The sequence below is a fragment of the Streptosporangium sp. NPDC001681 genome (genome assembly GCF_040298085.1).
Classification (GTDB): domain Bacteria; phylum Actinomycetota; class Actinomycetes; order Streptosporangiales; family Streptosporangiaceae; genus Streptosporangium.
This window is the reverse complement of record NZ_JBEOZN010000100.1, coordinates 1-24,781: the sequence shown is the minus strand read 5'-3', so window position 1 is coordinate 24,781 and position 24,781 is coordinate 1. Positions and strand designations below refer to the sequence as shown.

21 protein-coding genes are annotated in these 24,781 nt (G+C 68.3%); 9 read left to right on the top strand and 12 right to left on the bottom strand.

Features of this window, described 5'->3' with window-relative positions; all coding sequences use genetic code 11:
* Window positions 1-74: 74 nt before the first annotated feature.
* From ABT130_RS34180 to ABT130_RS34165, 4 genes are all read right to left on the bottom strand, one after another.
* Window positions 75-479 carry a hypothetical protein gene (locus ABT130_RS34180; RefSeq protein ID WP_350962541.1) on the bottom strand — a complete coding sequence of 135 codons (405 nt, stop codon included), beginning with the start codon at window positions 477-479 and terminating at the stop codon, window positions 75-77.
* A complete protein-coding gene (locus ABT130_RS34175; RefSeq protein ID WP_350962538.1) occupies window positions 476-1,393 on the bottom strand; it encodes a metallophosphoesterase family protein in 918 nt (305 codons plus the stop codon). Before ABT130_RS34175 ends, ABT130_RS34180 begins: the two co-directional genes overlap by 4 nt.
* Window positions 1,394-1,440: 47 nt before the next feature.
* Complete coding sequence (locus ABT130_RS34170) at window positions 1,441-1,956, bottom strand: cupredoxin domain-containing protein (RefSeq protein ID WP_350962535.1); 516 nt, start codon at window positions 1,954-1,956, stop codon at window positions 1,441-1,443.
* A gap of 79 nt (window positions 1,957-2,035) precedes the next feature.
* Window positions 2,036-2,197 (bottom strand): hypothetical protein, encoded by a 162-nt coding sequence (locus ABT130_RS34165; protein ID WP_350962532.1) that lies wholly within the window; start codon window positions 2,195-2,197, stop codon window positions 2,036-2,038.
* Here ABT130_RS34165 and ABT130_RS34160 point away from each other — a divergent pair.
* Window positions 2,186-2,443, top strand: a complete 258-nt coding sequence (locus tag ABT130_RS34160) for a hypothetical protein (protein ID WP_350962529.1) — start codon at window positions 2,186-2,188, stop codon at window positions 2,441-2,443. The genes ABT130_RS34165 and ABT130_RS34160 overlap by 12 nt on opposite strands.
* A gap of 472 nt (window positions 2,444-2,915) precedes the next feature.
* Here the strand turns inward: ABT130_RS34160 and ABT130_RS34155 are convergent, their stop codons facing one another.
* Together ABT130_RS34155 and ABT130_RS34150 are read right to left on the bottom strand one after the other, a co-directional pair.
* On the bottom strand, window positions 2,916-3,374 hold the full coding sequence (locus ABT130_RS34155) for a recombinase family protein (protein WP_350962527.1): 459 nt from the start codon (window positions 3,372-3,374) through the stop codon (window positions 2,916-2,918).
* A 212-nt stretch (window positions 3,375-3,586) separates the two neighbouring features.
* Window positions 3,587-4,444 (bottom strand): maleylpyruvate isomerase family mycothiol-dependent enzyme, encoded by an 858-nt coding sequence (locus ABT130_RS34150; RefSeq protein WP_350962524.1) that lies wholly within the window; start codon window positions 4,442-4,444, stop codon window positions 3,587-3,589.
* 515 nt (window positions 4,445-4,959) lie between these two features.
* Here ABT130_RS34150 and ABT130_RS34145 point away from each other — a divergent pair.
* The 6 genes from ABT130_RS34145 (at window position 4,960) to ABT130_RS34120 (ending at window position 16,266) form a co-directional block, all read left to right on the top strand.
* A complete protein-coding gene (locus ABT130_RS34145; RefSeq protein ID WP_350962521.1) occupies window positions 4,960-5,793 on the top strand; it encodes a maleylpyruvate isomerase N-terminal domain-containing protein in 834 nt (277 codons plus the stop codon).
* Between the two features lie 321 nt (window positions 5,794-6,114).
* On the top strand, window positions 6,115-9,252 hold the full coding sequence (locus tag ABT130_RS34140; protein ID WP_350962518.1) for a hypothetical protein: 3,138 nt from the start codon (window positions 6,115-6,117) through the stop codon (window positions 9,250-9,252).
* A gap of 21 nt (window positions 9,253-9,273) precedes the next feature.
* Window positions 9,274-10,680 carry a hypothetical protein gene (locus tag ABT130_RS34135; protein WP_350962515.1) on the top strand — a complete coding sequence of 469 codons (1,407 nt, stop codon included), beginning with the start codon at window positions 9,274-9,276 and terminating at the stop codon, window positions 10,678-10,680.
* The gene (locus ABT130_RS34130; protein WP_350962512.1) at window positions 10,677-12,065 is read left to right on the top strand and encodes a hypothetical protein; all 1,389 of its coding nucleotides are present in this window, start codon (window positions 10,677-10,679) and stop codon (window positions 12,063-12,065) included. Before ABT130_RS34135 ends, ABT130_RS34130 begins: the two co-directional genes overlap by 4 nt.
* A 73-nt stretch (window positions 12,066-12,138) precedes the next feature.
* Entirely contained in the window at window positions 12,139-13,512 is a 1,374-nt protein-coding gene (locus tag ABT130_RS34125; RefSeq protein ID WP_350962509.1) for a hypothetical protein, read from the top strand.
* A gap of 495 nt (window positions 13,513-14,007) precedes the next feature.
* A complete protein-coding gene (locus ABT130_RS34120; protein ID WP_350962506.1) occupies window positions 14,008-16,266 on the top strand; it encodes a serine/threonine-protein kinase in 2,259 nt (752 codons plus the stop codon).
* A gap of 17 nt (window positions 16,267-16,283) precedes the next feature.
* Here ABT130_RS34120 and ABT130_RS34115 read toward each other — a convergent pair whose 3' ends face one another.
* From ABT130_RS34115 to ABT130_RS34100, 4 genes are all read right to left on the bottom strand, one after another.
* Window positions 16,284-16,529 (bottom strand): hypothetical protein, encoded by a 246-nt coding sequence (locus ABT130_RS34115; RefSeq protein WP_350962503.1) that lies wholly within the window; start codon window positions 16,527-16,529, stop codon window positions 16,284-16,286.
* A gap of 90 nt (window positions 16,530-16,619) precedes the next feature.
* On the bottom strand, window positions 16,620-16,790 hold the full coding sequence (locus tag ABT130_RS34110) for a hypothetical protein (RefSeq protein ID WP_350962500.1): 171 nt from the start codon (window positions 16,788-16,790) through the stop codon (window positions 16,620-16,622).
* A 272-nt stretch (window positions 16,791-17,062) separates the two neighbouring features.
* Entirely contained in the window at window positions 17,063-17,704 is a 642-nt protein-coding gene (locus ABT130_RS34105) for a WD40 repeat domain-containing protein (protein ID WP_350962497.1), read from the bottom strand.
* A 233-nt stretch (window positions 17,705-17,937) separates the two neighbouring features.
* Window positions 17,938-19,101: an MFS transporter gene (locus ABT130_RS34100; protein ID WP_350962494.1), complete on the bottom strand. Its 1,164-nt coding sequence runs from the start codon at window positions 19,099-19,101 to the stop codon at window positions 17,938-17,940.
* 331 nt (window positions 19,102-19,432) lie between these two features.
* Between ABT130_RS34100 and ABT130_RS34095 the strand changes: the two genes are divergently transcribed.
* Window positions 19,433-20,155 carry an RNA-guided endonuclease TnpB family protein gene (locus ABT130_RS34095; RefSeq protein ID WP_350962491.1) on the top strand — a complete coding sequence of 241 codons (723 nt, stop codon included), beginning with the start codon at window positions 19,433-19,435 and terminating at the stop codon, window positions 20,153-20,155.
* On the opposite strand, the gene ABT130_RS34090 is transcribed toward ABT130_RS34095, so the two are convergent.
* Together ABT130_RS34090 and ABT130_RS34085 are read right to left on the bottom strand one after the other, a co-directional pair.
* Window positions 20,109-20,876, bottom strand: coding sequence for an SDR family NAD(P)-dependent oxidoreductase (locus tag ABT130_RS34090; protein ID WP_350962573.1), 768 nt, complete (start codon window positions 20,874-20,876; stop codon window positions 20,109-20,111). The two genes, ABT130_RS34095 and ABT130_RS34090, sit on opposite strands and share 47 nt — an antisense overlap.
* 20 nt (window positions 20,877-20,896) lie before the next feature.
* On the bottom strand, window positions 20,897-21,376 hold the full coding sequence (locus tag ABT130_RS34085; RefSeq protein WP_350929941.1) for a MarR family winged helix-turn-helix transcriptional regulator: 480 nt from the start codon (window positions 21,374-21,376) through the stop codon (window positions 20,897-20,899).
* A gap of 116 nt (window positions 21,377-21,492) precedes the next feature.
* Between ABT130_RS34085 and ABT130_RS34080 the strand changes: the two genes are divergently transcribed.
* The gene (locus ABT130_RS34080; protein ID WP_350962488.1) at window positions 21,493-24,723 is read left to right on the top strand and encodes an efflux RND transporter permease subunit; all 3,231 of its coding nucleotides are present in this window, start codon (window positions 21,493-21,495) and stop codon (window positions 24,721-24,723) included.
* Window positions 24,724-24,781 lie beyond the last annotated feature (58 nt).

Below are 24,781 nucleotides of genomic sequence, written 5' to 3'. Positions count from 1 at the left end.
CTTGACATCCGGCGGCAAGATCGACAGTGGCACGCGCCACGAGTATCGACATGCGGCGTGACCAGTATGGATGATTATTCGGCACCCGTGAGGCCCTTCGCCGGTTTGCGCACGGCCAGCTGCCAGGCCGCGAGCAGCAGCAGCGCGGCCACTTCGACGATCACGCTGATCGCAGCCTGCGGGGAGGGGGTGAATCCGCGCTCGGTGAACCCGAAAATCCCGATGGTGCGGGAGAGCGTGAAGCCGCCCAGCGTACCCAGGGCCACGGCGGCGGCGCCGAGCCTGACGATGGCCGAGTCGCTGACGAGCAGCAGTAGGGTGACGGCGAAAGCGCCGCCGGCCTGGAGCAGGAACGCCGTGCCGATGATGTGGATGTGCCGGTAGCCGCCGTTGAGGTAGAGGTCGGCGTGGATGTAGCCGCTGACGGCGATGGCGGCGGCCGTGCTCAGGCGGGCGGCGAGGGCCGCGGACGCTTTCACGCCAGCTTGTGGTCGGTGACGGCCAGGCCGCCTGCGCCCTTACGGTAGGTGACAGTGCGGATGCCCAGTGCGGCCTTGAGGCGGCCGGCTGGTACCACCTGCGGGAGGGGGCCCGGCCCGATGCCCGGTTTGGGCAGCGGGTAGGCGGTGGTGGTGGCGCTGTGAAAGGTGACGTTGCCTTCGGTCTTGGTGAACAGCTGGTGCACGTGGCCGTTCAGGCAGGTCACAGAGGAGAAGCGGCGTAGCAGGCCTAGGACCTTGATGGCGTCATCGGTGCCCCAGCCCCAGGCCGGGTACATGGCGAACAGCGGGATATGGCTGAACACCACGATGGGAGTGTCGGCCGATAGACCAGCGACGTCTTTGCGGACGAAGTCGATCTGGTCGGTGCCAAGGTGGCCGAGTTGCTCCATGTGCAGGGTGTTGACCAGAGCGATGAAGTGGACGCCATGGGTGTCGAAGCTGTACCAGCCGTCGCCGAGGGTGTTTGCGCCGAATCGCTGCCGGTACGCATGTCCGGCGTCGCCGATCGAGTCGTGTTCCCCGGGCACCGTGAAGACGCGACCGGTACGCAGGCCGGTCAACATCTGCTTGACCTGGTCGAACTGGCCCGGGGTGGACAGGTGGGTGAGGTCGCCGCTGTGCATGACGAAGTCGGGCCGGAAGCCCAGGCTGTTGACCTGATTGAGCGCTTCGGTGAACGTCCGGTTCACGTCGGTGTTGGCGGCGCCGGTGAAGCCGATGTGGCTGTCGGAAATCTGCACGAACCGCAGCGCGCCAGAGTTGGCGGCGGCCTGTACGGCGGCGCTGTCCTGGCTGCCTGCGACGCTGCTGATCACTCGGCCGTCGGCCACCGTCAAGACCACGGCGGAGCCGAACCAGCCGGCGTGGCGCAGCAGTTGGCGGCGAGACATCCCGTGTTCCGGCGTCGGCTCGGCTCCACGCGGATCGATAGGGCCGGTCACTGGGTCACCGTCACAGTGGCGGTCATGAACGGGTGGATGCTGCACAGGTACTTGTAGGTGCCCGGCTTGGTGAACTTGTAGAGGTAGCGGGCACCGGACGCCAGCGCGGCGGAGCGGAGCGGACCCTGGCCCTGGCCCTGGCTCGTCACGGTGTGCGGTTCAGGGTCCTGGTTGATCCAGGTCACCGTAGTGCCTGCCTTGACGGTCAGCGCAGCGGGATGGAAGGCGAAATTCTTGATCGTCACGGAGTTCGGGCCCACCGGCGTGACCGGCGCGCTGCGTGTGGGTGCGGCTGTGGCCGTGTTGGGCAGCACCGGGATGGCAGATGCCGGGCCGGTGCCGCCGGGCATGCCGGGCAGGCTCTGGCCGGCGCCCGGGGTGATCCCGGCGGACGCCGGGCCGCGGTGCGGCGGGTCGCCGCAAGCGGTGACCAGACCAAGTGCGCCGGTCAGAGCAAGTGCGCCGATCAGGGCCGGTAGGCGCGGTATGCGGGGATGAATATCATGACTCATACTCATGTCCCTCTCGATGGCTGGAGTGCCGATCCATTCAGCGCGAATCGGTATCGACACTGTGAGATAGCACGCCGGGTTACCCACGGAACTGGTGGCCGGTATGGAGCAGGAATGGGGTGACGTTGCCCCAGTGGGGGAACTCCGGTGCCTTGAAGTCCGGATGGGGCGGCCGGTAGTCGCCGGGTTTGCCGGTGGTGATGTAGGGCGAGGTGGCGTCCGCGCCGTCGTGCGCGCGCAAGGCGAGGATGTCGCGGGCGCCTGGGTGCCGACCTGGCTGCCCGCCTGTTTAGCGGGGCCGGCGGGATGCCAGGCGAGGTCGGCGGCCAACCGGTGGTCCAGGTTGGTCTTCTGCGCCGGGTACATGATCCTCCTCCTGGTCAAGTTCGGAGGAAAGGTGACAGGCCGCTCCGGCACGTCCACCAGCGCCGACGTGCTGAAACCCGATCCAGAGCGTTTTTGCTCTGAACTGACCGAAGCAACGTGAAACCACTGGATGTGCGACGTTGCCACTCATATTAGATGCATGGTTAAACTATTTCCTCAGTCATATCCCACTTTCGCGGTATCCCCGGCGCCAATCTCCCGAAACCGTGGAATGCCAGGTTTTGCTGTGCTCTGAAATTTGCGGGGATATTTTACTGAGAAATACCTGGGGTTATCGCCCCGCCGGGTTTCCTCGCCCGTCAATTCATGCGTATCGAAACGGCTCGCTTGCGTAGGTGCTGACCGAGAACACGCTTGTGCCAACCGCCGCGTCTTCCTCGCGCCGTCGACGGTTACCTCCGGCACGGCCCCGGCGTCCAGTGCCGTTTAGATAGCGATCTTGCTGGTAGCTTCGCCCGGTGATCATGCCGGGCGATACGGGCACTTCGGGTCGGTTGACGGATTTGATGGCAGTCGGCGCGCTGACGTCGCTGATTCCGCTTCTACGCCGACTATCGTGTCGTGCCCGGTAATCAGTTCTGGGTCAAGATCGTGAGCTGATCCGGACAAATCTCAGGTTGCCCAGCTGAACGTCTGTGAGTGGAGGCGGTCATGGGGTGCCGTTCCGCCCTCAGCTCCAGCTCGTACTCCGCGGCGGCCGCCAAGACGGTGAACATGAAGCGGCCTTCCTTGGTGTCCAGGTCGAAGTTCTCCGTCAACGACACGATCTTCACCCCGCCGCCACGCAGGTCGGTGACGGTGGTCAGGACGTGGGCTGCCGAGCGGCCCCATCGGTCGGACTTCCAGAACTTCACCGTGTCCCCGGTGCACGCCAGCCCCAGCAGCCGATCCCACTCCGGGCGCGCGACACCCGCCTTGCCTGACAACTTCTCGGTGAACAACCGGTCGTAGCCAGAGGCCTCGATCGCGTCGATTTGAAGCTGCGGGTTCTGATCACGAGAGGAGACCCGCACGTAGGCGTAGACAGTCACCGCGCTCGCTCCTCCGATCGTCGATCGTCCAGACGGGACCGCTGTCCGGCATGTGATGATCGGCGCTGCTTCGTGGAGATCGTGGCGTGGTGAGGCGCTGGCATGTCGGTACGCGCAGTAGAAGGCAACGTGCTGGTGGCCGCGCTCCGGCTGTGCCTTCGCGGCTGACGGGCACCGGATGCCACGGCCGGGGCAGCGTGTTGCGGCTGCGGTCAGTAGACGATCGACACGATCTGACAGGCGGCTTCGGCCAGGTCACGGTCGCCGTCGATGCGGGCGCGAGTGAGGGCGGTGTCGGGCTGGATGCCGCGGGTGCACAGGCGCCAGGCGGTCTCCGCGTCCAGACGCACGACGGCGGCGGGACGTCCGGCGTCCGGCTCGGCCAGCGACCAGTGGTCCCCGGTGGCCGTGACCGTCCAGGTGCCGTCGGCCGGGCCGTCGATGCGCACCTGGATCTGCGTGCCGACCGGCGCGGCGACCTCGCGCAGGGTGTGGGGCAGGGCCCGCAGGAAGGTGTCCAAGACCACGGGCAGGAACCGCGGATCAGAATCGGTGTCCTGGCCGATGGCGTGGCGGATCTGCTGGCGATGGGTCCAGAACTCGGTGAAGTCGCGGGCGCTGTCCAGCCACATCGGTGCCGGGTCGACGCCGGCCCAGGATACGCCCAGTGACGGGGCGTCGGGGTCGGTGGCCTCGAAGAACCGGGCGATCTGCCCGCCGATGAGGTCGAGGGTGTCGGTGAGTGCGGCCGGGCTCACCCGGGCGAAGGCGTCCACCCATTCCTGGTTGATGCGGTGGATAAACGCTTCCAGCGTCTCGCCCGGTGCGAATGCGGGGCCTTCCCGGTGGCCGTCGCGGTCGCGGGCAAGGCGCCCGTAGAAGTCGCCCAGGACGTGGGCGGCGAGATCACGCACGGTCCAGCCCGGCACCGCTTCCCTGCCCCAGTCGGCGGGCACCAGGCCGCGCAGCGTGGCCATCAGCGCGGCGTGTTCGGGAGTGAACAGAGAACGGGCGTCGATCGGGGGACCGAGCCAGGTACGGCTCGGTACGTCGTTGAGCTGGGAGTTCATGACCGAAGCCTGCCAACCAAATGCCCCAATGGCTACTAAATATCCCACTCAAGGGCGATCGTGCCGCGAGTCAGCCCGAACCCCTCAGTGCACCGCCGGACCATGATTCATCAGACACCGACCTAGGCGCATCACCTTCACTGAGCCAGCCAGATCTATAGCGACTCAGAAGAACTGATGCATCCCAGGTCAGGGCATCGCCTTCGCATCATTTCTACTGAGTCAGGACAAGGGGATCCGGCTCCCCGGGGACGCGAGCCGCTCGGCGTCACCTCCTGGCGCGGGGCCGGGCCTCCTCCAGGCGCTGGGACCGCCTGTAGTTCGCGGTCGTGCCGGGGGTGAGCTGCGGTCGGCCGGTCATGCTTCGCGCCCCTGTTGTGCCTGCTCGTGCTCGGCGATCAGGCGGCCGATGTAGTCGACGCCCTTGGGCGTGACGTGTGCGAAGGAGCCGATGGGTTGGCCCCAGGGGGAGGGCGCACGCTGTCGGGCACGTGCTCTTCGGCATCATGCTGTCCGTGAGACTGTGGGAGCTGCCGCCGATGGACGTCCGACCGCACCTGCGGGTGGAGCGAGCTGCGCTGTTGGAACTGCTGGAGGGCCTGACGCCGGACCAGTGGAGCGCGCCGACGGCATGTCCCGGCTGGTCGGTCAAGGATGTGGCCCTGCACCTGGTGGACGACGACCTCGGCTGGCTGTCCCGTGGACGCGATCAGGACCCGTCCGGGTTGCTGTCCGGGTTCTCCGACCACCGGGAGTTCGTGGCGGCACTGCACGCCAAGAACGACGGCTGGGTGAAGAGCACCCGGGTCCTCAGTTCCCGGGTGATCCGCGAACTGCTGGCCTTCGCCGGGACGCTGATGGACGAGTACTGGGACCAGACGCGACTGGACGCGCCCACCGGACGGGTCGACTGGATGGGACCCGACCCGGTGCCGGTGTGGCTGGGCATCGGACGGGACTTCACCGAGCACCGGGTCCACGGTCAGCAGATCCGCGAGGCCGTCGGCGCCCCCGGCCTCAACGATGACTACTACCTCGGCACCGTGCTGCGGATCTTCATCTGGGGCTTGCCCTACCACTACCGGTCGATGACCGGCCCGGATGTCGACCTGGCCGTGGAGTTCACCGGCGAGGCGGGCGGCGTGTGGACCCTGCAGCGCCGCAAGGGGGTTTGGGGTCTCGTCGAGGGCCGGGCCCCGGGCGCATCGTCCATGGTACGCATGCCGTCCACAACGGCCTGGCGCTTGTTCACCGGGGCATTGAACGACCAGCAGTTCGAGTTTGTCGAAGAGACGGGCGATCTTGGCCTCACCAGGCACCTACTCGCTGCCAGATCGATCATCATCTGACGATGGCGGCGCAAGCAGACACTGGGCGCGTGCATCTCCTGCCTGGCCCGCAATGGTCGCCGGGAATCACTACGGAGCGGTTGATACGATCGTTATCTGGGGATGTCAAGCAAACTCGCTGGTCAGACGCTTGAAGGTCGTTAAGGCATGTTAGGCAGCTAGGTCGCCGACGTTGGGTGTGGCGGGGCCGTCTTGGGGTGCCGGTAAGAACGCTGTCACGTGCCCCCAATCGGGCGATTTATTTGGTATTGGCGGAGGATTGCCGTCCGCTTATTCCGGTGAGAGTCTGGGCGCGACCCGGTTCTTCGATGGGGGCATACCGTGAATGCACCAGAGAACGAGGAAGCGGAGCCGGAAACGCCCAATGAGGTCGAGCCCGTGCTGGAGGCAACCGACTGCAAGCAGTCACTGCCGGCGTGGGGCGTCACGAGGGAGTTCCGCTTCGGGCAGTTCATCCGGCTGTACGACGAGCGCAAGGGTGCCGACGGCCACACAATCGTCACCCCGATCGTTCTCAACGCCGACGGCGACGTCGTCGAGCCGCAGACCGGCTCCGGGGCGGCCAGTCTGCAGGCGGCCGGACCCGCCGCAACCAGCGGCACCAGTCGCGCCAGCAGGGCCGAGGCCACCCCGATCGGCCTATGGGAGGCCCGGAACTTCGAGGCAGCCCTGGCCGGCGATGTCCAGACGGTCGAGTTGACCGACCATGAGAAGGTCATCGCCGACGGACTGGTCGAAATCGACGGCCGGACGCTGAGCGTGGGCCTGGGCCCGGACGGTGTGGCGGCCCTGCGCAACGGCGAGGCCGTCCTTGCGGTCACCCGGCCGGACGCCGGCGAGCCGCAGGTGGTCCGGCTCCGCGCCGCCCGCCAGGTGGTCACCGTCCCGGCCAGGCAACTCGACGACATCCTGGCGGCACGGGAGGTCGACACGTCGGACGGGAAAGTCGGGTTGACCGAGTCGGCGATCCGGTCGCTGATGGAGGGCGGCGAGGCGACCACGCACCGGCGCGGCAGCGATGCCGGCGGCCTGGTGACCGTCAAGCTCGAGGGCTGGCGGGCCACGGCCCCCCCGGCGGCCGGGGCCTACGCCGTGGCCGATCTCGCGGAGTTCCTCGCCGCCCCGGTCATCCCGGCCAAGGATGGCAGCATGCTCCAGGTGCCGTTGGACGGGGAGACCGTGGGGAGGCTGCGCGGGCAGGGGACGGTCACGCTCTCGCTCAACGGCTCGGATCTCACGTTGACGGTGCTGAAGGCGGGCCCCGATCCCGAGGGGCCGCCGCCTATGGTGCTGAGCCCGGCGTACGTGCTGCCCGGCAAATATGGCCGCTACACCCTGGCTGACGTCCGGCGTGACGCGGTGCCGCTGGTGACCGGGTACGACGGCAAGTTCACCGGGCCCGGCGGCGGGGGCGGCGCCACCGGGACCAAACCACCGTCCACCCCGCAGTTCTCAAAGGTCGGCCTGCCGATCGCTGTGCTGCTGCCGTGGAAGCAGACGTGGAAGCTGGTCGGCTTCACCCGCGGCACCCTGCTGTCGTCGCTGGCCTTGGCGCCGGGCGAGGAGACCCGGATCACGGTGGCCAGCTGGGAGCGGCGCGCGAAGGCCATCGACCAGACCGCCGAGACCGAGATCGAGCAGTCCTTCGACTTCACCTCCACCACCCGCGACACCGAGGACGTCTTCAAGGAGATCACCCAGTCCAACGACTTTCAGGCGCAGGCCAACGCCGCCCTGGACGCGTCGTACTCACCCGGCGTGGCCTCGATCCAGGTCCACGCCGACGGCTCGGTCAGCAACGACCAGAGCCTCGCTGTCACCACCCGCACCTCGTCGCAGCGGGTTCGCGAGTCCTCCACCCGCGCGGCCACGCGGGTCCGGTCCCGGCGGGTCACCCGGATCACTGAGTCGGTCGAGCGCACCTCCACCAACGAGGTCATCCGGACCATCCGCAATCCCAATGCCTGCCACACGCTGACCCTCAACTTCCACGAGGTGCTCGCGCACTACGACATCAACGTCGAGTTCAACCCCGCGGCCGTCCGGCTCGTGGTGCTGATTCCTAACCCGGAGCCGACGAAGTCGTTCACCGAGCTCATCGTCCGCACCCACGAGGCGACGCTGCGGGCCGGGCTGCTCGACGCCGCGCTCGCCGACGGCTTCGATGCCTGCCGGATCCTGTCCGCGTACGGGTATGCCGAGGTGGAGATCCGGCGGCTGGCCAGCCTGGCCAAGCAGGAACTGGACCAGGACCGGCAGCGGGTCGAGGAGAAGAAGGCCGACGCCGACGTCAGACCGCCGAACCCGCACCAGGCCGCGCTGCTGGCGATCCTGGGCGACCTCAAGCGCCGGTACGCAGGACTCGCCGGCTCCGACGCCACGCCCGGGCTCAAGGCCATCGCGGACTGGAAAATCCCGCCGCCGACGCCGCTGGTCGAGGCGGCCAACCGCTGGCTGTTCCTGCGCCTGATCGCATTCAAGTTCGGCGACGGCCTGCTCACCGCGCTCAGCGAGCTGAGCGCGGTGGCCACGCCCGGCCCGGACGACGCCCGCCGCCTGATCGCCGCCATGCCGCCGCTGGGCAGCTTCCCGGCGCTGGACGGGCTCGGCTCGCTGAGCGAGAAGGAGAAGGAGGACGCCGGCCTCTTCGGCGCCTCGGCGGGCGCGCTCGGCGGCCCCTGGTGGTGGTGGTACCCACGACTCAAGGACTGCCACTTCTACGACGTCGCCGACGGCGGCATTCCCGGCCTGCTGGGCCAGCTGCGGACCAAGTTCCAGGACTGGGAGACCAAGGAGGCTGAAGGCAAGGGTCTAGAGCAGGCCGAGGCCGTCGTCAACCGGGCGAACAACGAGCAGCAGAAGGCGACCATCGCCGACCGGCTGGAGATGAAGTTCGGCGCGGAGACGGTCGGCTCGGCCCGTGAGCGGCAGGAAGCGCTACTGGCGCACCTGAATGAGCATCGGGAGTACTACCGCTTCGTGCTCTTCCAGGCCATGCCGCCCAGCGAACAGCTCCAGCGCATCATGGAGATGGCGCCGCAACTGAGGGTCGGCATGTTCGAGCCGCACGTCGTCGCTTCCGACGGGCCGAACCTCGCAATCCCACTGACGCCCATCGCCGAGACCACTATCGCCAAGGTCGTGACCAACCTGACCAAGCGGATGCGGCTGGCTAGCGACGAGGCGCTCAAAGCCGGGAAGCGGATCGCGACCGACCGGGTCATCCTCACCACGCCGGGCGTGAGCGTCGAATCCTGGCTGGGGGGGTGCTCCGGCTGCGAAGACCACGTCGAGCAGTTGCGGACCGCGCAGGCCCGAACCTCCGTTGCCGAGGCGCGGATCCGGGAGCTCGAGGCCGACCGCCGCGCGGCCATGCTGGAGAACGGCGACCGCTCCGACCCCGACCCGCCGGTCACCTCAGCCCTGCACGTCATGGTCGAGCAGCGGCAGCCTGAGTAGGCCCGCGCAATGGAGCGTGTGGTGTTAGTCGGGGCGGCGCCCGACCCGGAGCCGGGCGGCCCGCCCGAACGGGCCGCCAACCGGATCGCTCGGGTGAACGTCCGGCTCGAGGGCGAGATGCTTGAGCTGACCAGCCAGCGCGAGCGCACCAGGGGCCTCGTGACGACGATCTACCAGCTCCTCGACCGCCCAGGACTGCTGGCGATCAGCGACCAGCTCAGGAGGGCCGTCGCGGCGCTGCCGGCCCCGCTCGGCAGTGCCCGCCTGCCGCTGACCGGCGCGCGGGTGACCGCCATGGGCGCCGTCACCGCCATCGGCAGCGACGTCGTCCAGGTCGCCGACCTGTGGGAGGACGAGCTGGGCGCGCTCGACGCGCGGATCACCGGCTGGCTGATCGCGGTCGAGGACCGGGCCACCACGATCGCGCTGCGCCGCCTGCGCTCCAGCCGCGAGGATGTCGTCAAGGAGCGCGACCGGTACCTCACCCGCCTGCCGCCGGCCGACCCTCTGGCCCGCGACCTTCCGCTGCGCGGCGGGCGGCTGGCCCCGGCAGCCGCCGAGCTGCGCTCGTTCCTGCAGGAGGTGGCCCGGCTGCGCATCGACGCCCGGGCCGCCCTGGCCGAGATGAACCAGGTCCTGCAGCGCACGGTGCCGCCCCACACCGAAGTCCTGCTCGCGCGCAACGCCGTCCTGCAGAAGGTCGCCGTCGTGCACCGGTACATCGCCGAAGCCGCCCGCACCTCCCCGCTGCTGTACTGGATCGTGGACTGGGCAGCCGATCCGGTCATCGACCAGGCCCGGGGCGGCGGCCCGGACGAGATCCTCTACGACCGGATCGCGGCCGCACTGCGCGAATGCTGGAACAGCGCCTGGATCGTGCAGGACCGGCTCGGCGCCACCCCGGCCCGCACCACGGCCAAGGACGAGCGGGGGACGCCCGAGGGGCGGGTCGGCGGCACGGTCGACGACGTCGGCAAGGCCGGCCCGTGGCGGTTCGCGACCGTGGTCCAGCAGGCGGTCGCCGAGCTGGGCTGGGCCGGGCCGACGCCGCAGGCAGCCGCGGTGGCGCGGGTCATGGAAGCCGCAGGTGAAACCTGGGACCGGTCCTTCGGGTTCGCAGCCGGCAGCTTCGCGCTCAGCATGGCGGTGCACACCATCATCCCGCCGGCCGGTTTAGCCGTCGACCTCGTGATCGCCGGGGTGGAGGTCTTGGCCGCCATGTGCCGGTACTCAGAGCGCGCACAGGAGTATCCGGCCATCCTCGACCAGCGCCACTCCCTGATCCAGCCGCCGTCCGGCCAAGACCTGGCCGCAGCCGTAATCGGGATGATGGTCGCCCCCATCGACGGCGCCGCCGGTGTGCTCGCGAACCTGCTGCCCGTCCATATCGCCACCTGGACCCCCACGGGCGAGGAGACTCGGCTGTGACGCCAAAGCCCAGACTTCGCCCGGCCGCCGCCGGCGCCATCGAGGCACTCGAAGAAGGCTTCGTGCAGATGGCGTTCGGCCGGCGGTCCCGCTCCCGACTGGTCTTCGGCGCCGCGGCCGACGCGGTGAGCGCAGTCGCCGCGCGCGCCGGCCGCGTCGCCGCCGCCCACGAGGAATTCATAGCCGCCCACTGGGCACTGGTCGGCGGGGGCAACGACGCGGCGCGGATCCTGTTCCGCAAGGCGGCCCGAAACCTTCGCAGCGAGCTGCGCGTCGCCATGGCCGCCACGCCCGAACTCGCGCAGGATGCCAAACGCGCGCTGCGGGAGGTCGACGACGTAGCGCGGCAGGTCCGCCCGCGCAGCGGCCAGCTGGCCGCTGGTCGCATCAACCCGAACTGGTGGGACCGCCTGTACGACCTGGCCCGGACCGACGAGGCCATCCGCACGGCACTAGCCGCGTTCCAAGACGCCTGCGGTACCGGACACCAGGACACCATCGCCGCCACGGCTCAGGAGCTCATCGCGGCGGTCTCGGGCAAGGTATCGATGAGCAAGGCCAAGGCATTCGCCGACCGCATCAACGGCGTCGTACGCCGGCTGTCGGCGATCAACGCCAGCGGCGACGGCGCCAAAGCCCTCGTCGCTCTGGGCGACCTGATCGACCAGCTGGCCCCGGGCGACCCGACCCGGGCGGCGTTGCTCAAGCTCGCCGACGCCGTGCGCGACAACGCCGACCACTGGCACACCGTAGCGAACGTGGTGGCCGGCATGCAGCGCGCGACCACGCCGGAGCAGGAAACGGGACTCATCTGGCGGATCAAGGGCATGCTGGGCGAGATGCTGACCATGTCCACCCCGGCGTACCAGGCGCGGCGCAAGGCCGCGCTGGCCGACGCAGAAGCACTCGCCAGGCGGCTCAACGAGATCGCGGCACGATCGGGGAAGCCAGGCGGCTGGGAGGTCTCGGTTCACCGCAGCCAGGTGCGCGCCCCCGCCGCAGCCGACTCGGCCCGGCTCGCCTCGTTCTACGACGACACGATCACTGTGCGGCGCGTCGTGCCCGGCCAGCAGCACGGGGAGGCATACGTCATCCTCGCCACCCAGATCAAGTCGGGCTCCGCCGCTGGCGTCGTCGGCCAGATCGCGCGCGACGTGCGCCGCGGGCTCGGCGGCCTCATCGAGCTGAACAGCCGCACCTATCATCTGCTTCCCAACCCACCCGACTTCCCGACCACCCGCGTCTTCGTGGGTCCAGAGCTCCCCCCCGCCAGCGTCGCGATCCGGGCGAACGTCCCGATCGAGACGGTGGTGCTGCCGATGTCCAGCGCCGAACTGGAGTCGGTGGCTAAGGCTTTCCTCCAGGCCAACAACCTGCTGCTCTGAGCTTCGTCGAGCACCTGCTGAGCGCCGAACCGTCGCCTCCACGAGGCGAACCCGGCCGGGCTCCGATACAGGTTTGGGAGGTGAGAGGGAAACAGCATGGCTGCAGGCCGCCGTGCCTTGGCGGGGTGGCCGCTTCCTGGAGGCCGATCAGCGCGATCGGCTCGCCCTGGCGCAGGTGTCGGCCCCGGCCGCCGCACTGGCGGCGGGCGTGACGCCCGAGGCAGACTCGCCCTTGGAAGAGCATCTGGTGCGCGCGGTGCTGGACGGGCTGTGCCCTCCGGCGTTCGCCGAATCCACGACGGGATTTGCCGGCAACCTGCTCAAAGCCTTCGATCCCAGGTTCTTCCTGGCTATGACCGAAGGCGGCGTCGCTTCCCGGACGACGCGTAGCCGGTTTGCCGACCATGCCTCTAACAGGCAGCGCAGCCTCGCCTGGCAGCGATTACGAGAGCGCGATGCGCGCTTTGGGAAGGCCCAAGCGGCCAGCCGGTTCACCAAGGGGCAGAAAGGCACCACCTCACCGTGGGGTAACGCCGCCCGGGCGTTGGCAGCCATCGTCGGCCCCTGTTGGCTCGCCGCCGAGATCGCAATCATCGGTGCCTCCACATCCCGGAATGAGTGGACAACCGGGGGCGATCTCACAGTTGGATCTGAGCCCTTCGGCCCTGATCCCGACTACGGGAGACTCCTGCAGGTTCTGCGGGTCTCTGAGGCGGACACCGCATGGTGGAAAGATCAATACGGCACCTACACCGATCCACTGTCGCGCGGAGTATGGGCCTTGGCACTGGTGTGCGTCGCTGACGCCTCGGTCGTCCAAGACTGTCTGGGTGAGCTCGATGCTGTGGTGGCGGCGCTACCCCCGACCATGGTCACCGCGTTGACGTGGAGTTCCAGCCGGTTCGGCAAGGCCTATCTAGGACGTCGCTTGCCCACCGAGATCCTGACTGAGAGCGCACCGTTGAGCGCACGTACCCACCTGTTGCTCGCCCACCACGAGAACCTGCTTCCCGGGGACCCACCCCGTGGAGAGTGGGTCGTTCGGCCGGTAGGGGCCCCGCGAAAACCTCCGCTTGAGCCGCTGACGCTTGATCGGCTGAGGGAGATGGCAGCGCTGGACCGCGGCGCGGTTACCTGGCCAGTGCACCGCGCGCTGCGGGTACGTACTGCTTGGGAGCCAACATCGGAGCACCTGGAGGCCTTGCGGGCAGCGGGCCCGGCGGATCTGGAGTTCGATGATGCTGCTGACCTCCTGCGTGAGGCGGAGTATGCGGTTGAAGATGTCGACTTGCCCGATATCTATCTGAAGAGCATTCTTCAGGAGCCAGCCTGCTACCCCCGCCGGTGGGTCAAGTCGGTCCCGCTGCGATGGTCTCAGCAGCATCCGGCGAGCTATCTGGCCCCTATAGCCGAAGAGGAAGGTTGGTTTGCCTCAGATGCTGATTGAAGCTGAGCGGCCTGGCTCCGTCCGATACGCGCCGACCGGTGACGGCGGTCACTGGGGCATCGCCGCTGACGACGTCCTCGGCGTCATCGAGCCGCACCTGACCCTATACGGGATGTCGAGCACCAACGCTCGGCGAGCCCCGACCTGCGCGGGCACGGCGAATCCAGCGCCGAGTGGGCCTCCTGCACCCGCACCGACGTGGTCGGCGACCTGCTGGCCCTACGTATGGAATCCAGGCGTAGCACTATGAAACGGGCAGGATGCCGCTGCTCAGCGTAGACGCCGATGCCGGCGCAGCAGCGTGCCCGACGAGGCTTGTCCTGCGCAGGGTAATACGGAAGGCTTGCCCCGTAGTGGATATACGTTCACCATGCGAGCGCATGCACTCATTGGGGACGACACCTCCGCAGGAAACAGGCAGCGGCCTGGACGCCCCGAGGGTTGGCGGCTTTCCGGGCGACCGGACAGATTCAAGCCCGTCTTGGTGGTAGGGACATGGATCCTGAGCGCGACGTGGACAGCCGTGACGTCGAGCATGCGGGCTCGTTCCGCCTGCTCGGCCGACTGGGAGCCGGCGGTATGGGAACCGTGTACGTCGGTGAGGACACAGATGGGCGTCGTGCGGCGGTCAAGCTGATCCACGTACCCCTTTCCGAGGACCCCGAGTTCCGCGCCAGGTTCGCCAGGGAGATCGCGGTGCTCAGCCGGGTGGGAGGCACCTGCACGGCCAAGGTGCTGGCGGCGGACCCAGCAGCCGACAGGCCGTGGCTGGCGACCGAGTACGTGCCCGGTCCGACTCTCGGCCAGCGAGTGGGTGAGGCCGCCCCGCTCACCGGCGACGACCTGTATGGCCTGGCCGCGGGTCTGGCCGAGGCGCTCGTGGCGATGTACCAGGCCGGTGTGGTGCACAGGGACCTCAAACCGTCCAACGTCATCCTCTCGCCGTCCGGTCCGAAAGTGGTCGACTTCGGTATCGCCAAATTGCTGGATCAGACGGCGATCACCCAAACCGGACATATAGTCGGTTCGCCTGGCTGGGTAAGTCCCGAGGAGTATCGGGGGGACTTCGCGGGTCTCCCGGCCGATGTCTATGGCTGGGCGCTGCTGGTGGCGTATGCCGCATCGGGCAGACCCCCGTACGGGGTGGGGCGGCCCGAGGTGCTCGCCCTCCGGGTGCTGAACGACTCACCCGACCTGTCAGCCGTCCCGGAGGAATTGCGCGATCTGGTGGCACGAGCGCTGTCGAAAGATCCCGCGGCTCGGCCGGTGCCCGATGAGGTCCTGAACTCCATCGCCCGATTATGGTGCGAACGTCATGGCGCGCCGTACGAGGTCGCGACCGTGGTCGTCACCCGGATGCTCGCCAGCACCTGGAGTGTCCCTGTTCCGGAAGACCCGCACTCGCTTTCCGAGGGTGTGCCGCTGACCAGAGGAGAAGAGCCGGCCGCCCTGCCGCAGAGCCACGGCGTGCGGATCACGACAGGTCAGACGAGGCAGGCGAGCACCGCTGAAAAAGACGCCGAGCAACCCAGGCGCAAGCGGAGCAGGGGTTGGCTCGTGGGGCTGGTCGCCTTGGGGGCAGCGGCGGCTACCGTGGTCGTCTTCCTGCCACAGCTCAACCCTTTTCGGGAGACGGACATCGAGATCGCCAATCACGCCGCCGCCCAGATCGCAGAAGCACCCGCGATCCGCTTCAGGAACGGCGCCGAGAACTTGACGATCACCGGCAGGCATTTCGGTCTCGGGGAAACCCGCATTCACGGCCAGAAGGTGGAGTTACTGGCGCTTCCATCTGACGATTCACGCCCGAGCGGCGAATGGACCTTCTTCAGGGCGCCGGCTAAGTTTTGGAGCATATATGCGAATTCGAATAAGAAGTTCTTGGAAGAATTCGCCGATAGCGAAGAAGCTCTCAGTGGCATTGATGAGCGGTTGGGTGCCGAAACCAACTCATTCTTCCTGAAGGACTTTGTCGGCGAGTGGTCGTACATGTACTGGGGCAATCAAACACTCCCTCCCGGGAATCATGAGCCGTGGATCACGAACAAGTCCTCTCCCGTCGAGATCGCCGAATTCCTGAAGATAGAAGAGAACAGACCACTAGCGGCGAACACGAAGGTGAGCCGTACCTCGCTGCGCGGTGTTTCGGCTGTCAAGGTGGCACAGGACCGCATGGCGGTCTACGTCACCGAGAAAGAGCCGCACACGCTGCTGCGGGTCGAGGTCCTGGGCGAGTTCTGGCGGGAGTCATCCGCGAGCGATCCCGTACTCGAAGCCCAGTGGTTCGGCTACGACGCGACCGAGCTGTCCGAATCCGAAGCCGATGCGCTGAACCTCCAGCTGAGCCAGGAGGTGAGCAAGCTCCATGATGCGCTGGACTACGATCGTGACTCGCCGGATTTGAAGATCACGTTCGGGTCCTGCGGGGCCAAGGGGTGCACTGTCCGCGTCAGGGATGACAGCAGCTCGGGGGTGAGGACCCCGTCTGACGGTTCAAAGATGGTCGTGACGGTCAAATGGGAGGCTCGCCGAAGCGCTGATCTCCCTGGCAAAACCATCGACACCTGCAGGCGTCGCAGCACCCTGCCCTCCCCCCTCCCGCAATCTCGGACCAGCTGGTGCAGGATCACCAGCGACGCGTGGCGGTCCTGGTGGTCCAATCCCGCAGGCAGGCAGGCCTATCCACTCGTCAGAGTCTTCTACGGCGGCCTCTCCAAGGCGCAAGTCCAAGAACTCGTCGCGTCTCTTCGCTGATCCAAAAATGTCGGCTTCTACGGACCGTACTGAGCATGAAAGCTGGGCGTTACCACGGTATCGAAGAGGAGGAGGCCGGTCTCGGCGATGAACCCGTCCAGCAGGCCGGGCTGGTACCGCATCCGTTTCAGTCCGTGCCTGATCAGGATGGTCAGTTCATCGATGCCGCGAACGGCGAAGTTGAGCAGCGTGCCGCGTAGGTTGGCCCAGACGCCCTCGGCCGGGTTCAGTTGGGGCGCATACGCCGGGAGCCGGTAGAGCACCAGCCGATCGTTATCTGGGGTTGTCAAGCGAACTAGCTGGTCAGCCAGGGCCCCGGCGTTGATTCGCTATGTCCTGCTTCTTCGGGTTGATCAAATGTTGTAGACGGCGAAGGCGTCGTTGTGATCGAGGAGATCGCGGCGGGCATGGGCGATGTTGGATCGGTCTGCCCCGCGCAGTCCCGCCAGGTACGCCGATGCCTCGACGTGCAGTCCGAAGTCCTCATCGACCACCACCCACAACACCGACTTGTCGGCGGCCATCGCCCGCTCAGGCCGCGGTAGTACCGAGGCAGTGCACCTGACGTGGCCAACATGCCTGAAGACCCCCGAATACTGTGAAGGCAAGTACGCGCTCACGTTACTTGCCTTACATGGCTGACTATCAAGAGTCACCCGAATCATCAACTTTCTGCCGAGACCGCGTACAGGGATTGGCCGTGAGAGGGTCCGATGGCGATCGTCGCCTGCGCGGTGCATCCGGGAACCCGGTGCGGCTTTCGGGCGCCAGTAGCGGGGCAGGCCATCATGTGGCGTCAGCAGGAGCGGCGGTAGGGGACATCGGGGACGTATCGCTTCCAGTCGCCGGGGTTGAGCGGTCCGATTTCTTGGCACAGTGCCTGCTTGATGCGGGCCACTCCGATCAGGTGCGTACGCAGGTTGCCCTGATTGTCGATGACGTGGAACATCGAACCGTCGGCGGAGAACGCCATGCCCGCGACATAGCCGTCTGAGCGCGGTGCCGGAAAAGGGGGCGGCGGGGGGAGGTGTACCCCTTGGAGGGGCACGCCCACGGGGCTGCGCGTGGCCACGTCCCACAGCTGGATGCGGCCGGCCCCGTTGGTGCCCGCGATCAGGTTGCCATCGGGGGAGAACGTCACCAAGCCACCGAAGCCCTCGGCGGCGATACCGCCCAGGAACCGTCCCGTGTCGATGTCCCACAGATAGATCTTGTCCTGCCGGGAGTTGGCGGCCACGCCCTTGGAGCTGACGTCGGCGGCGATGAAGGACGGCCCCGGCTGCCTGGGCGTGCGGCGTCCGGTCGGGATCTCGACTCGCCCCATGCCGGGCGAGGACAGCACCCAGCGCCCATCGGGGCTGACCAGGGGCAGTTGCACGTCGATCCCGGGAGGGGCGTCCTCATGTCGGGACTCCGCGAGCAGTCGTCCCGATCGCACGTCCCACAGACGGCGGTTCGACCCGAGCGCGGCGATCGGTGAGGAAGACGGGGCAGCGGCGGTGCGCCAGACGATAGTGCACGCCATGGTCGAGGGCGCCATACGGTTCGCCGAGTGGGGACGGAACGCCATCCTCTTATAAATCTACATTGTAAAGGCGTCCGTCCGGGCTCAAGATCATTTACAACGGACTGAAGACTCCCACCAAAGAACAGAGGCCGTCTGCCTGTCGATCATGACGATTGCGGGTGGCGTAGCGCTCCGGCGGAAGCCGCCATGAAGGCCGCGAGCAGGGCGGGAATCCCCAGGGCGGCGGGCAGGCCGATGAGTTCGGCGGCGCCGCCGATGATGGCGGGGCCGGCGACGAGCCCGGCGTAACCGACGGTGGCGACCTGGGCGATGGCCTGCCCGGCACGGGCCGGGTCGTGGTTTCCCGCAGCGGAGAAGACCTGCGGGACGATGGTGGCCAGGCCCAGGCCGAACAGGGCGAATCCCACGAAGGCGACGAGGGTCTGGCCGACGAGCAGTGCGGTGCCGAGGCCGAGGGCGGCGACGAGCCCGGAGTAGCGGACCAGGCGCACCGGGCCGAACCGTTGGGCGAGGTGGTCTCCCGCGAAGCGGCCGATGGTCATGGCGGCGGAGAAGACGGCGAATCCGGCGGCGGCGACGGCCTGGGGGGCGCCGAGGTTCTGGAAGAGGTAGACGGCGGTCCAGTCGTTGGCGGCGCCCTCTCCGACGAGTCCGGCGAAGGCCACGACTCCCATGAGGATGATCCAGCTGGTCCATGGGGCGCGGCGTGGGGTGGTGGTGTGGGTGGCCGCCGGGGGTGGGGTGGCGGGGAGGAGGTGGCGCCGGGCGTACAGGGAGGCGAGGGCGAGGGGGATGCCGACGGCGGTGAGGGTGGCGGCGGCGCTGAGGTCGAGCCAGGCGAAGAGTCCGCCGATGCCTGCGCCGATGAGTCCGCCGATGCTGAACATGCCGTGGAAGGAGGACATGAGGGGGCGGCCGTAGGCGCGTTCGACTTCGACGCCGTGGGCGTTCATGGAGACGTCGAGGGAGGCGTTGACGAGGCCGAAGAGGAAGAGGGTGGCGATGAGGGCGGGGAGGGTGGTGGCGTAGCCGGGGAGGATGACGGTCAGGGAGGTGGCGATGGCGGCGGGGGTGAGGAGGCGGGCGCTGCCGAGGCGGTCGGTGAGGTGTCCGGCGAAGCGCATGCCGGTGATGAGTCCGATGGCGACGGCGAGGAGTCCGTAGCTGAGCTGGCCGTCGCTGAGGTTGAGTGTGTGTTTGACGGCGGGGATGCGGGCGGCCCAGGCTCCGGAGAGGGTGCCGAAGAGGATGAAGAAGTAGGAGACGGCTCGGCGGGCGTTGGTGGGGTGTTGGTGGGTGGTGGTCATGAGCGTCCCCGGGTGTGTTGGATCCGGGGGGTTATTCAATCATGGTGGGGTGTTGGTGGGTGGTGTGCGGGCTGGTGGTGTATGGGAGTTTTTGTCTGGTCACTTCTGCCGGTGGGCATTCTCGGTGGGCGAGAAGGCCGCTGACCTTGGCGGTTGGTGTGCGCTGCGCCTTCCGGTGGCAGGTTTCGCTGTGGGGGTGTCGGCGCACCGGTTTGCTGTGTCCCTACCCTGAGCGGCCGGGTCGTCGTGCCCGTTCTCTACCGAGGGCGGTGGCTGAACCGCGAAGGAGCGACCTCGCGGGGGGCAGGCGGACCTCGTCTACCGCGACGGCGTGTTCTTCCTCGCCATGGTCGTCGACGTCCCCGCACCACCCCCAGGGGAGGAGCCCAAGGAGTGGCTGGGAGTTGATCTGGGCATCGTGAACCTCGCCACCGACTCCACCGGTAAAACTCACTGCGGTAAAGGGGTGCGGGCCATACGGCGGCGTAACGCCCGGCTGCGGGCCCGGCTCCAGGCCAAGGGCACCAAGTCCGCCAAGCCGCTGCTGAAGAGGCGCCGCCGTAAGGAGTCGCGGCTCGTCCGCGACGTCAACCACGTCATCTCCAAACAACTGGTCGGCAAGGCCAAAGACACCCGCGCCGGGATCGCCCTGGAAGACCTTCAGGGCATCCGGGAGCGGGTCACGGTTCGCAAGGCTCAGCGTGCCGACCTGCACTCGTGGGGTTTCCACCAGCTACGGACATTCGTGACGTACAAGGCCGCCCTGGCCGGGGTACCGGTGCGGCTGGTGGCTCCGCGCAACACCTCCCGCACCCGCCCGGGATGCGGCCACCTCGACAGGCGGAACCGTCCCATCTTCGCCTTCGCCGGTTATGCCCGCATCGCCACCTTGGGTGAGGAGGTTCGTGATCCCGCGCGGACCATTGATCACCGGCAGATGACAGGCCGGAAGGGGGCGGCTTCGCCCGCTGCCGGTGTGGGTGCCGGACGGGCGGCCGGTGGCTCGCTCAGTGGACGGAGAAGCCGCCGTCGACGCAGATGGCCTGGCCGGTGATGTAGGCGCCGGCGTCGGAGGCGAGGAGGAGGGCGATGCCGGCGAAGTCGGCCGGGGTGGCGTTGCGGCCGGTCATGGAGCGGGCGGCGAGTGCTTCGACGCGGCCGGGGATGGCCTGGGCGGGTTCGGTGAGGGGGGTGAGGACGAAGCCGGGGATGATGGTGTTGACGCAGACGCCGTGGGGGGACCAGGCTTCGGCCTGGGAGCGGGTGAGGCCGGTGATGGCGGCTTTGGAGACGCCGTAGGCGCCGCTGTCGCCGAAGGCCCTGTGGGATTGCTGGGAGCCGAGGTTGATGATGCGGCCCCAGCCGCGCCGGGCCATCCGCGGGCCGAAGTGCTGGCCGAGGAGGTAGGGGGCGGTGATGTTGACGGCCATGGTCTGGTGGTAGTCGTCGTCGGTGAGGTCGGCCATGGGGTGGCGGATGTTGTTGGCGGCGTTGTTGACCAGGATGTCGATGTCGCCGAAGAGGGTGGGGGCCTGGTCGCGGATGCGGGTGATGTCGGCGGGGTCGGCGAGGTCGGCGCTGATGGCTGCGGCGCTGATGGCGTGGCCGTGGAGTTCGCCGAGGGTGCGGGTGAGCTGTTCGGTGCGGCGGGCGACGATGACGAGGGCCGCGCCGGCCTGGCCGAGGGTGTGGGCGATGGTGCGTCCGATGCCGGAGCTGCCGCCGGTGACGAGGGCGGTGCGGCCCGCGAGGGAGAAGAGGTCGTTGATGGGCATGGTCACAGCGACAGAACCTATCATCCCACCTTTTCGTGTGGAGGGTGATCCTGCAGGGTGGAGGCGGCCCGCTGGATCTTCTCCATGACGTCGGACAGGTCGCGCAGGGTGCCGGTGTCGAGGTGGTACAGGATGCGGCGGAAGTCGGCGAAGCCGGCGTCGGCGATCTGCTCGGTCAGGGCCAGGCCGGCGGGGGTGAGCCCGACGCGCCGGACCCGGCGGTCGTGGGGGTCCTCGCGGCGATCGACGAGGCCGTGGGCGACGAGGCGGTCGACGATGCCGGTGACGGTGCCGAGGCCGACGCCGAGGTGGCCGGCGAGGTCCTGGCCGGAGGCGGAGTCCTGGCAGGACAGGAAGATGACGACCTTGAGCTGGCGCATGGTCAGGTTGGAGTCGAAGAGGGGTGAGGAGGGCCGATGTTGGGCGAACAGTCGTCCCAGGTCGCGCTGGATGGCACCGATCTGGTCGATCAGTCGTTCGCGGTTGTCGTTCACGCTCACCTCTCGCTTCCTGAGAAGGTTATCAGGAACGGTAAGCTTCCTTAAATATTCGCGTAAGGCGAAGTGTTAGTCTGGGGCGAATCTTGTTGTGACATCCATTGAGGAGTCCCGCCCCCATGACCTCCTTGGCCAGGTTGAGCCTCGCCAACCGTAGCCTCGTCATACTGATCGCGCTGGTGCTCAGCGCGTTCGGTGTCTTTGCGATCCCGTCATTGAAGCAACAACTGCTGCCCTCGCTCTCGTTCCCGGGGGCGTTCGTGGTGGCCCCCTACCTGGGCGCCTCTCCCGAGATCGTCGAGGAACAGGTCACCGAGCCGATCGAGAACAGCTTCCAGGGGCTGGAGGGCGTCACGAAGGTGACCTCGACGTCCCGGGAGGGGATGGCGCAGATCCAGGTGGCGTTCGAGTACGGCACCGACATCGACGCCGCGGTCTCGAAGATGCAGCAGGCGCTGTCGCGGATCAAGACGCAGCTGCCTGCGGAGGTCGACCCGCAGGTGCTGACGGGCGGGACCGACGACATTCCGGTGGTGCAGCTGGCGGTGGGCGACGGCGGCGACCAGCGGGTCATGGCCGAGCGGCTGCAGCGGCTGGTGGTGCCGGAGCTGCAGGGCATCGAGGGAGTGCGCGAGGCGACGGTGACGGGCACCCGCGACGAGGTGGTGACGATCACCCCGGACCTCGGGAAACTGGCGCTACTGGGCCTGGCGCCCACGGCGGTGGCCGATCTGCTGCGCGCGAACGGGCAGTCGATTCCCGCGGGCAGCCTGACCGAGGACAAGACGTCGCTGACGGTGCAGGTCGGTACGCGGGTCTCGACTCTGCAGGAGCTGAAGGACCTCTACCTGACCCCCGCGGTGCCGGCGCAGGCACCCGCGCAGGCGCAGGCGCGGCCGGGGGGCGCCCAGCAGGGCCCGCAGGCTCAGGCTCAGCGCCCGGCGCCGGCCCCCAGGCCGGTGCGGCTGGGCGAGGTGGCCACGGTGGAGCGGTCGCTGGCCGAGGGCACCTCGCTGACGCGCACCAACGGGCAGCCGAGCCTGGGCGTGGTGGTGACGATGAAGCCGGACGGCAACGCGGTGACAATCTCGCACGCGGTGCGCGAGAAGATCCCCGGTTTCGTGCGGGCGATCGGTGACTCCTCGCAGGTGACGGTGGTCTTCGACCAGGCGCCGTACGTGGAGCGGTCGATCCATGACCTGACGACCGAGGGGTTGCTGGGGCTGGCGTTCGCGGTGCTGGTCATCTTGGTCTTCCTGCTGTCGGTGCGCTCGACGCTGGTGACGGCGGCCTCCATCCCGCTGTCGGTGATCATCGCGCTGATCGCACTGTGGGTGGGTGACTACTCGCTGAACATGCTGACACTGGGTGCGCTGACGATCGCGGTGGGCCGGGTGGTCGACGACTCGATCGTGGTGCTGGAGAACATCAAGCGCCACCTCGGCTACGGCGAGGCCAAGCGCAAGGCGGTGCTGGAGGGGGTACGCGAGGTCAGTGGCGCGGTGACGGCCTCAACCCTGACGACCGTCGCGGTGTTCGTGCCGATCGCGGTGGTGGGCGGCATGGTGGGGCAGCTGTTCGCACCGTTCGCGATCACGGTGAGCGTGGCGCTGCTGGCGTCGCTGCTGGTGTCGCTGACCGTGGTGCCGGTGCTGGCCTACTGGTTCCTGAAGGCGCCGGTGCTCTCGCCCGAGCAGGCGCGGGCGGTGCGCGAGGAGGCCGAGGCCAAGGAACTGCGCAGCCCGTTGCAGCGGGCGTACCTGCCGGTGCTGCGTTTCGCCACCCGGCGGCGGCTGGTGACGCTGCTGGTGGGCGTGGTGGTGTTCGCCGCGACGATGGGGCTGGCCGGCCGGCTGGAGACCAACTTCATCGACTCCTCGGGGCAGGACACGGTCTCGATCAGCCAGCGGATGCCCTCGGGCACGGACCTGGCGACGACGGACGCCGCGGCCAAGAAGGTCGAGGAGGTTCTGACGTCGCTGGATGCGGTACGCGACTACCAGGTGAACGTGGGTGCCGGCGGCGGGTTCGAGGGCGCGACCGGCGGCGGTGGCGGCGGAGACCGGGCCTCCTACTCGGTGACGATCAAGGAGGGCGCCGACGCCGAGGCGTTGCAGGAGACGCTACGCGAGCGGCTGAAGGGACTCTCGGACGTCGGGGAGGTCACCGTGGGCGGCTCTCAGGGCGGCCCCGGTGGCGGCTCGGCCGACCAGCTGCAGGTGATCGTGCAGGCGCCGGATGTGGCGACGCTGCGTACGGCGACCGAGACGGTGCGCGCGGCGATGGCGGACCTGGGCGGGCTGCGGGACGTGGGCTCGAACCTGGAGGCCGGCGCGCAGCGCATCGAGGTGCGGGTCGACCGGGAGAAGGCCGCGGCCAGGGGGCTGACCGAGACGCAGATCGGGCAGCTGGTCGCGCAGCGGTTCCGCGGGATGCCCCTGGGTGAGCTGACGCTGGACGGGCGCGCCGGTACGGTGGTGCTGCGGGCCGGTGAGGTGCCCGAGGACCTCAAGGCGGTGCGCGCGCTGACGCTGCCGACGGCGGCGGGCATGGTCAGGCTGTCGCAGGTGGCCGAGGTCGCCAAGGTCGACGGTCCCACGCAGGTGACCCGGATCGACGGTGCGCGCAGCGCGACGGTGTCGGGCACGGCCGTCGGCAGCGACCTGGGCGCTGTGACCACCGAGCTGACCGCGAAGCTGGACAAGCTGACGATGCCCGCGGGGGCGAGCTTCAGCGTGGGCGGGGTCAGCGCCGACCAGGCCGAGGCGTTCGGGCAGCTGGGGCTGGCGATGCTCGCGGCGATCGCGATCGTCTTCATGATCATGGTGGCGACGTTCCGGAGCTTCGTGCAGCCGCTGATCCTGCTGGTGTCGGTGCCGTTCGCGGCGACCGGCGCGATCGGGCTGCTGCTGGCCACGGGCACGCCGCTGGGCGTGCCGGCCCTGATCGGCATGCTGATGCTGATCGGCATCGTGGTGACCAACGCGATCGTGCTGATCGACCTGATCAACCAGTATCGCGAGCAGGGCATGGGCATCGTGGAGGCGGTGATCGAGGGGGGCCGGCGACGGCTGCGGCCGATCCTGATGACCGCGGTGGCGACGATCTTCGCGTTGATTCCGATGGCACTGGGACTGACCGGTTCGGGCGGGTTCATCTCCCAGCCGCTGGCGATCGTGGTGATCGGCGGGCTGCTGTCGTCGACGTTGTTGACGCTGGTGCTGGTGCCGACCCTGTACGTGATGGTGGAGCGGCTCAAGGAGCGGCTGCGGCGTACCCCCAAGGAAGGGAGCCCGCGGCCGGGTCTGAAGGTCTACGACAAGGACGAGCTGGCGCCGGCCAGGCAGTAAGTCCTGGGGTAGGCCCCGGGGCAAGCCCGGTGAGCCGGTCATCGCGCGGGGCGCACCG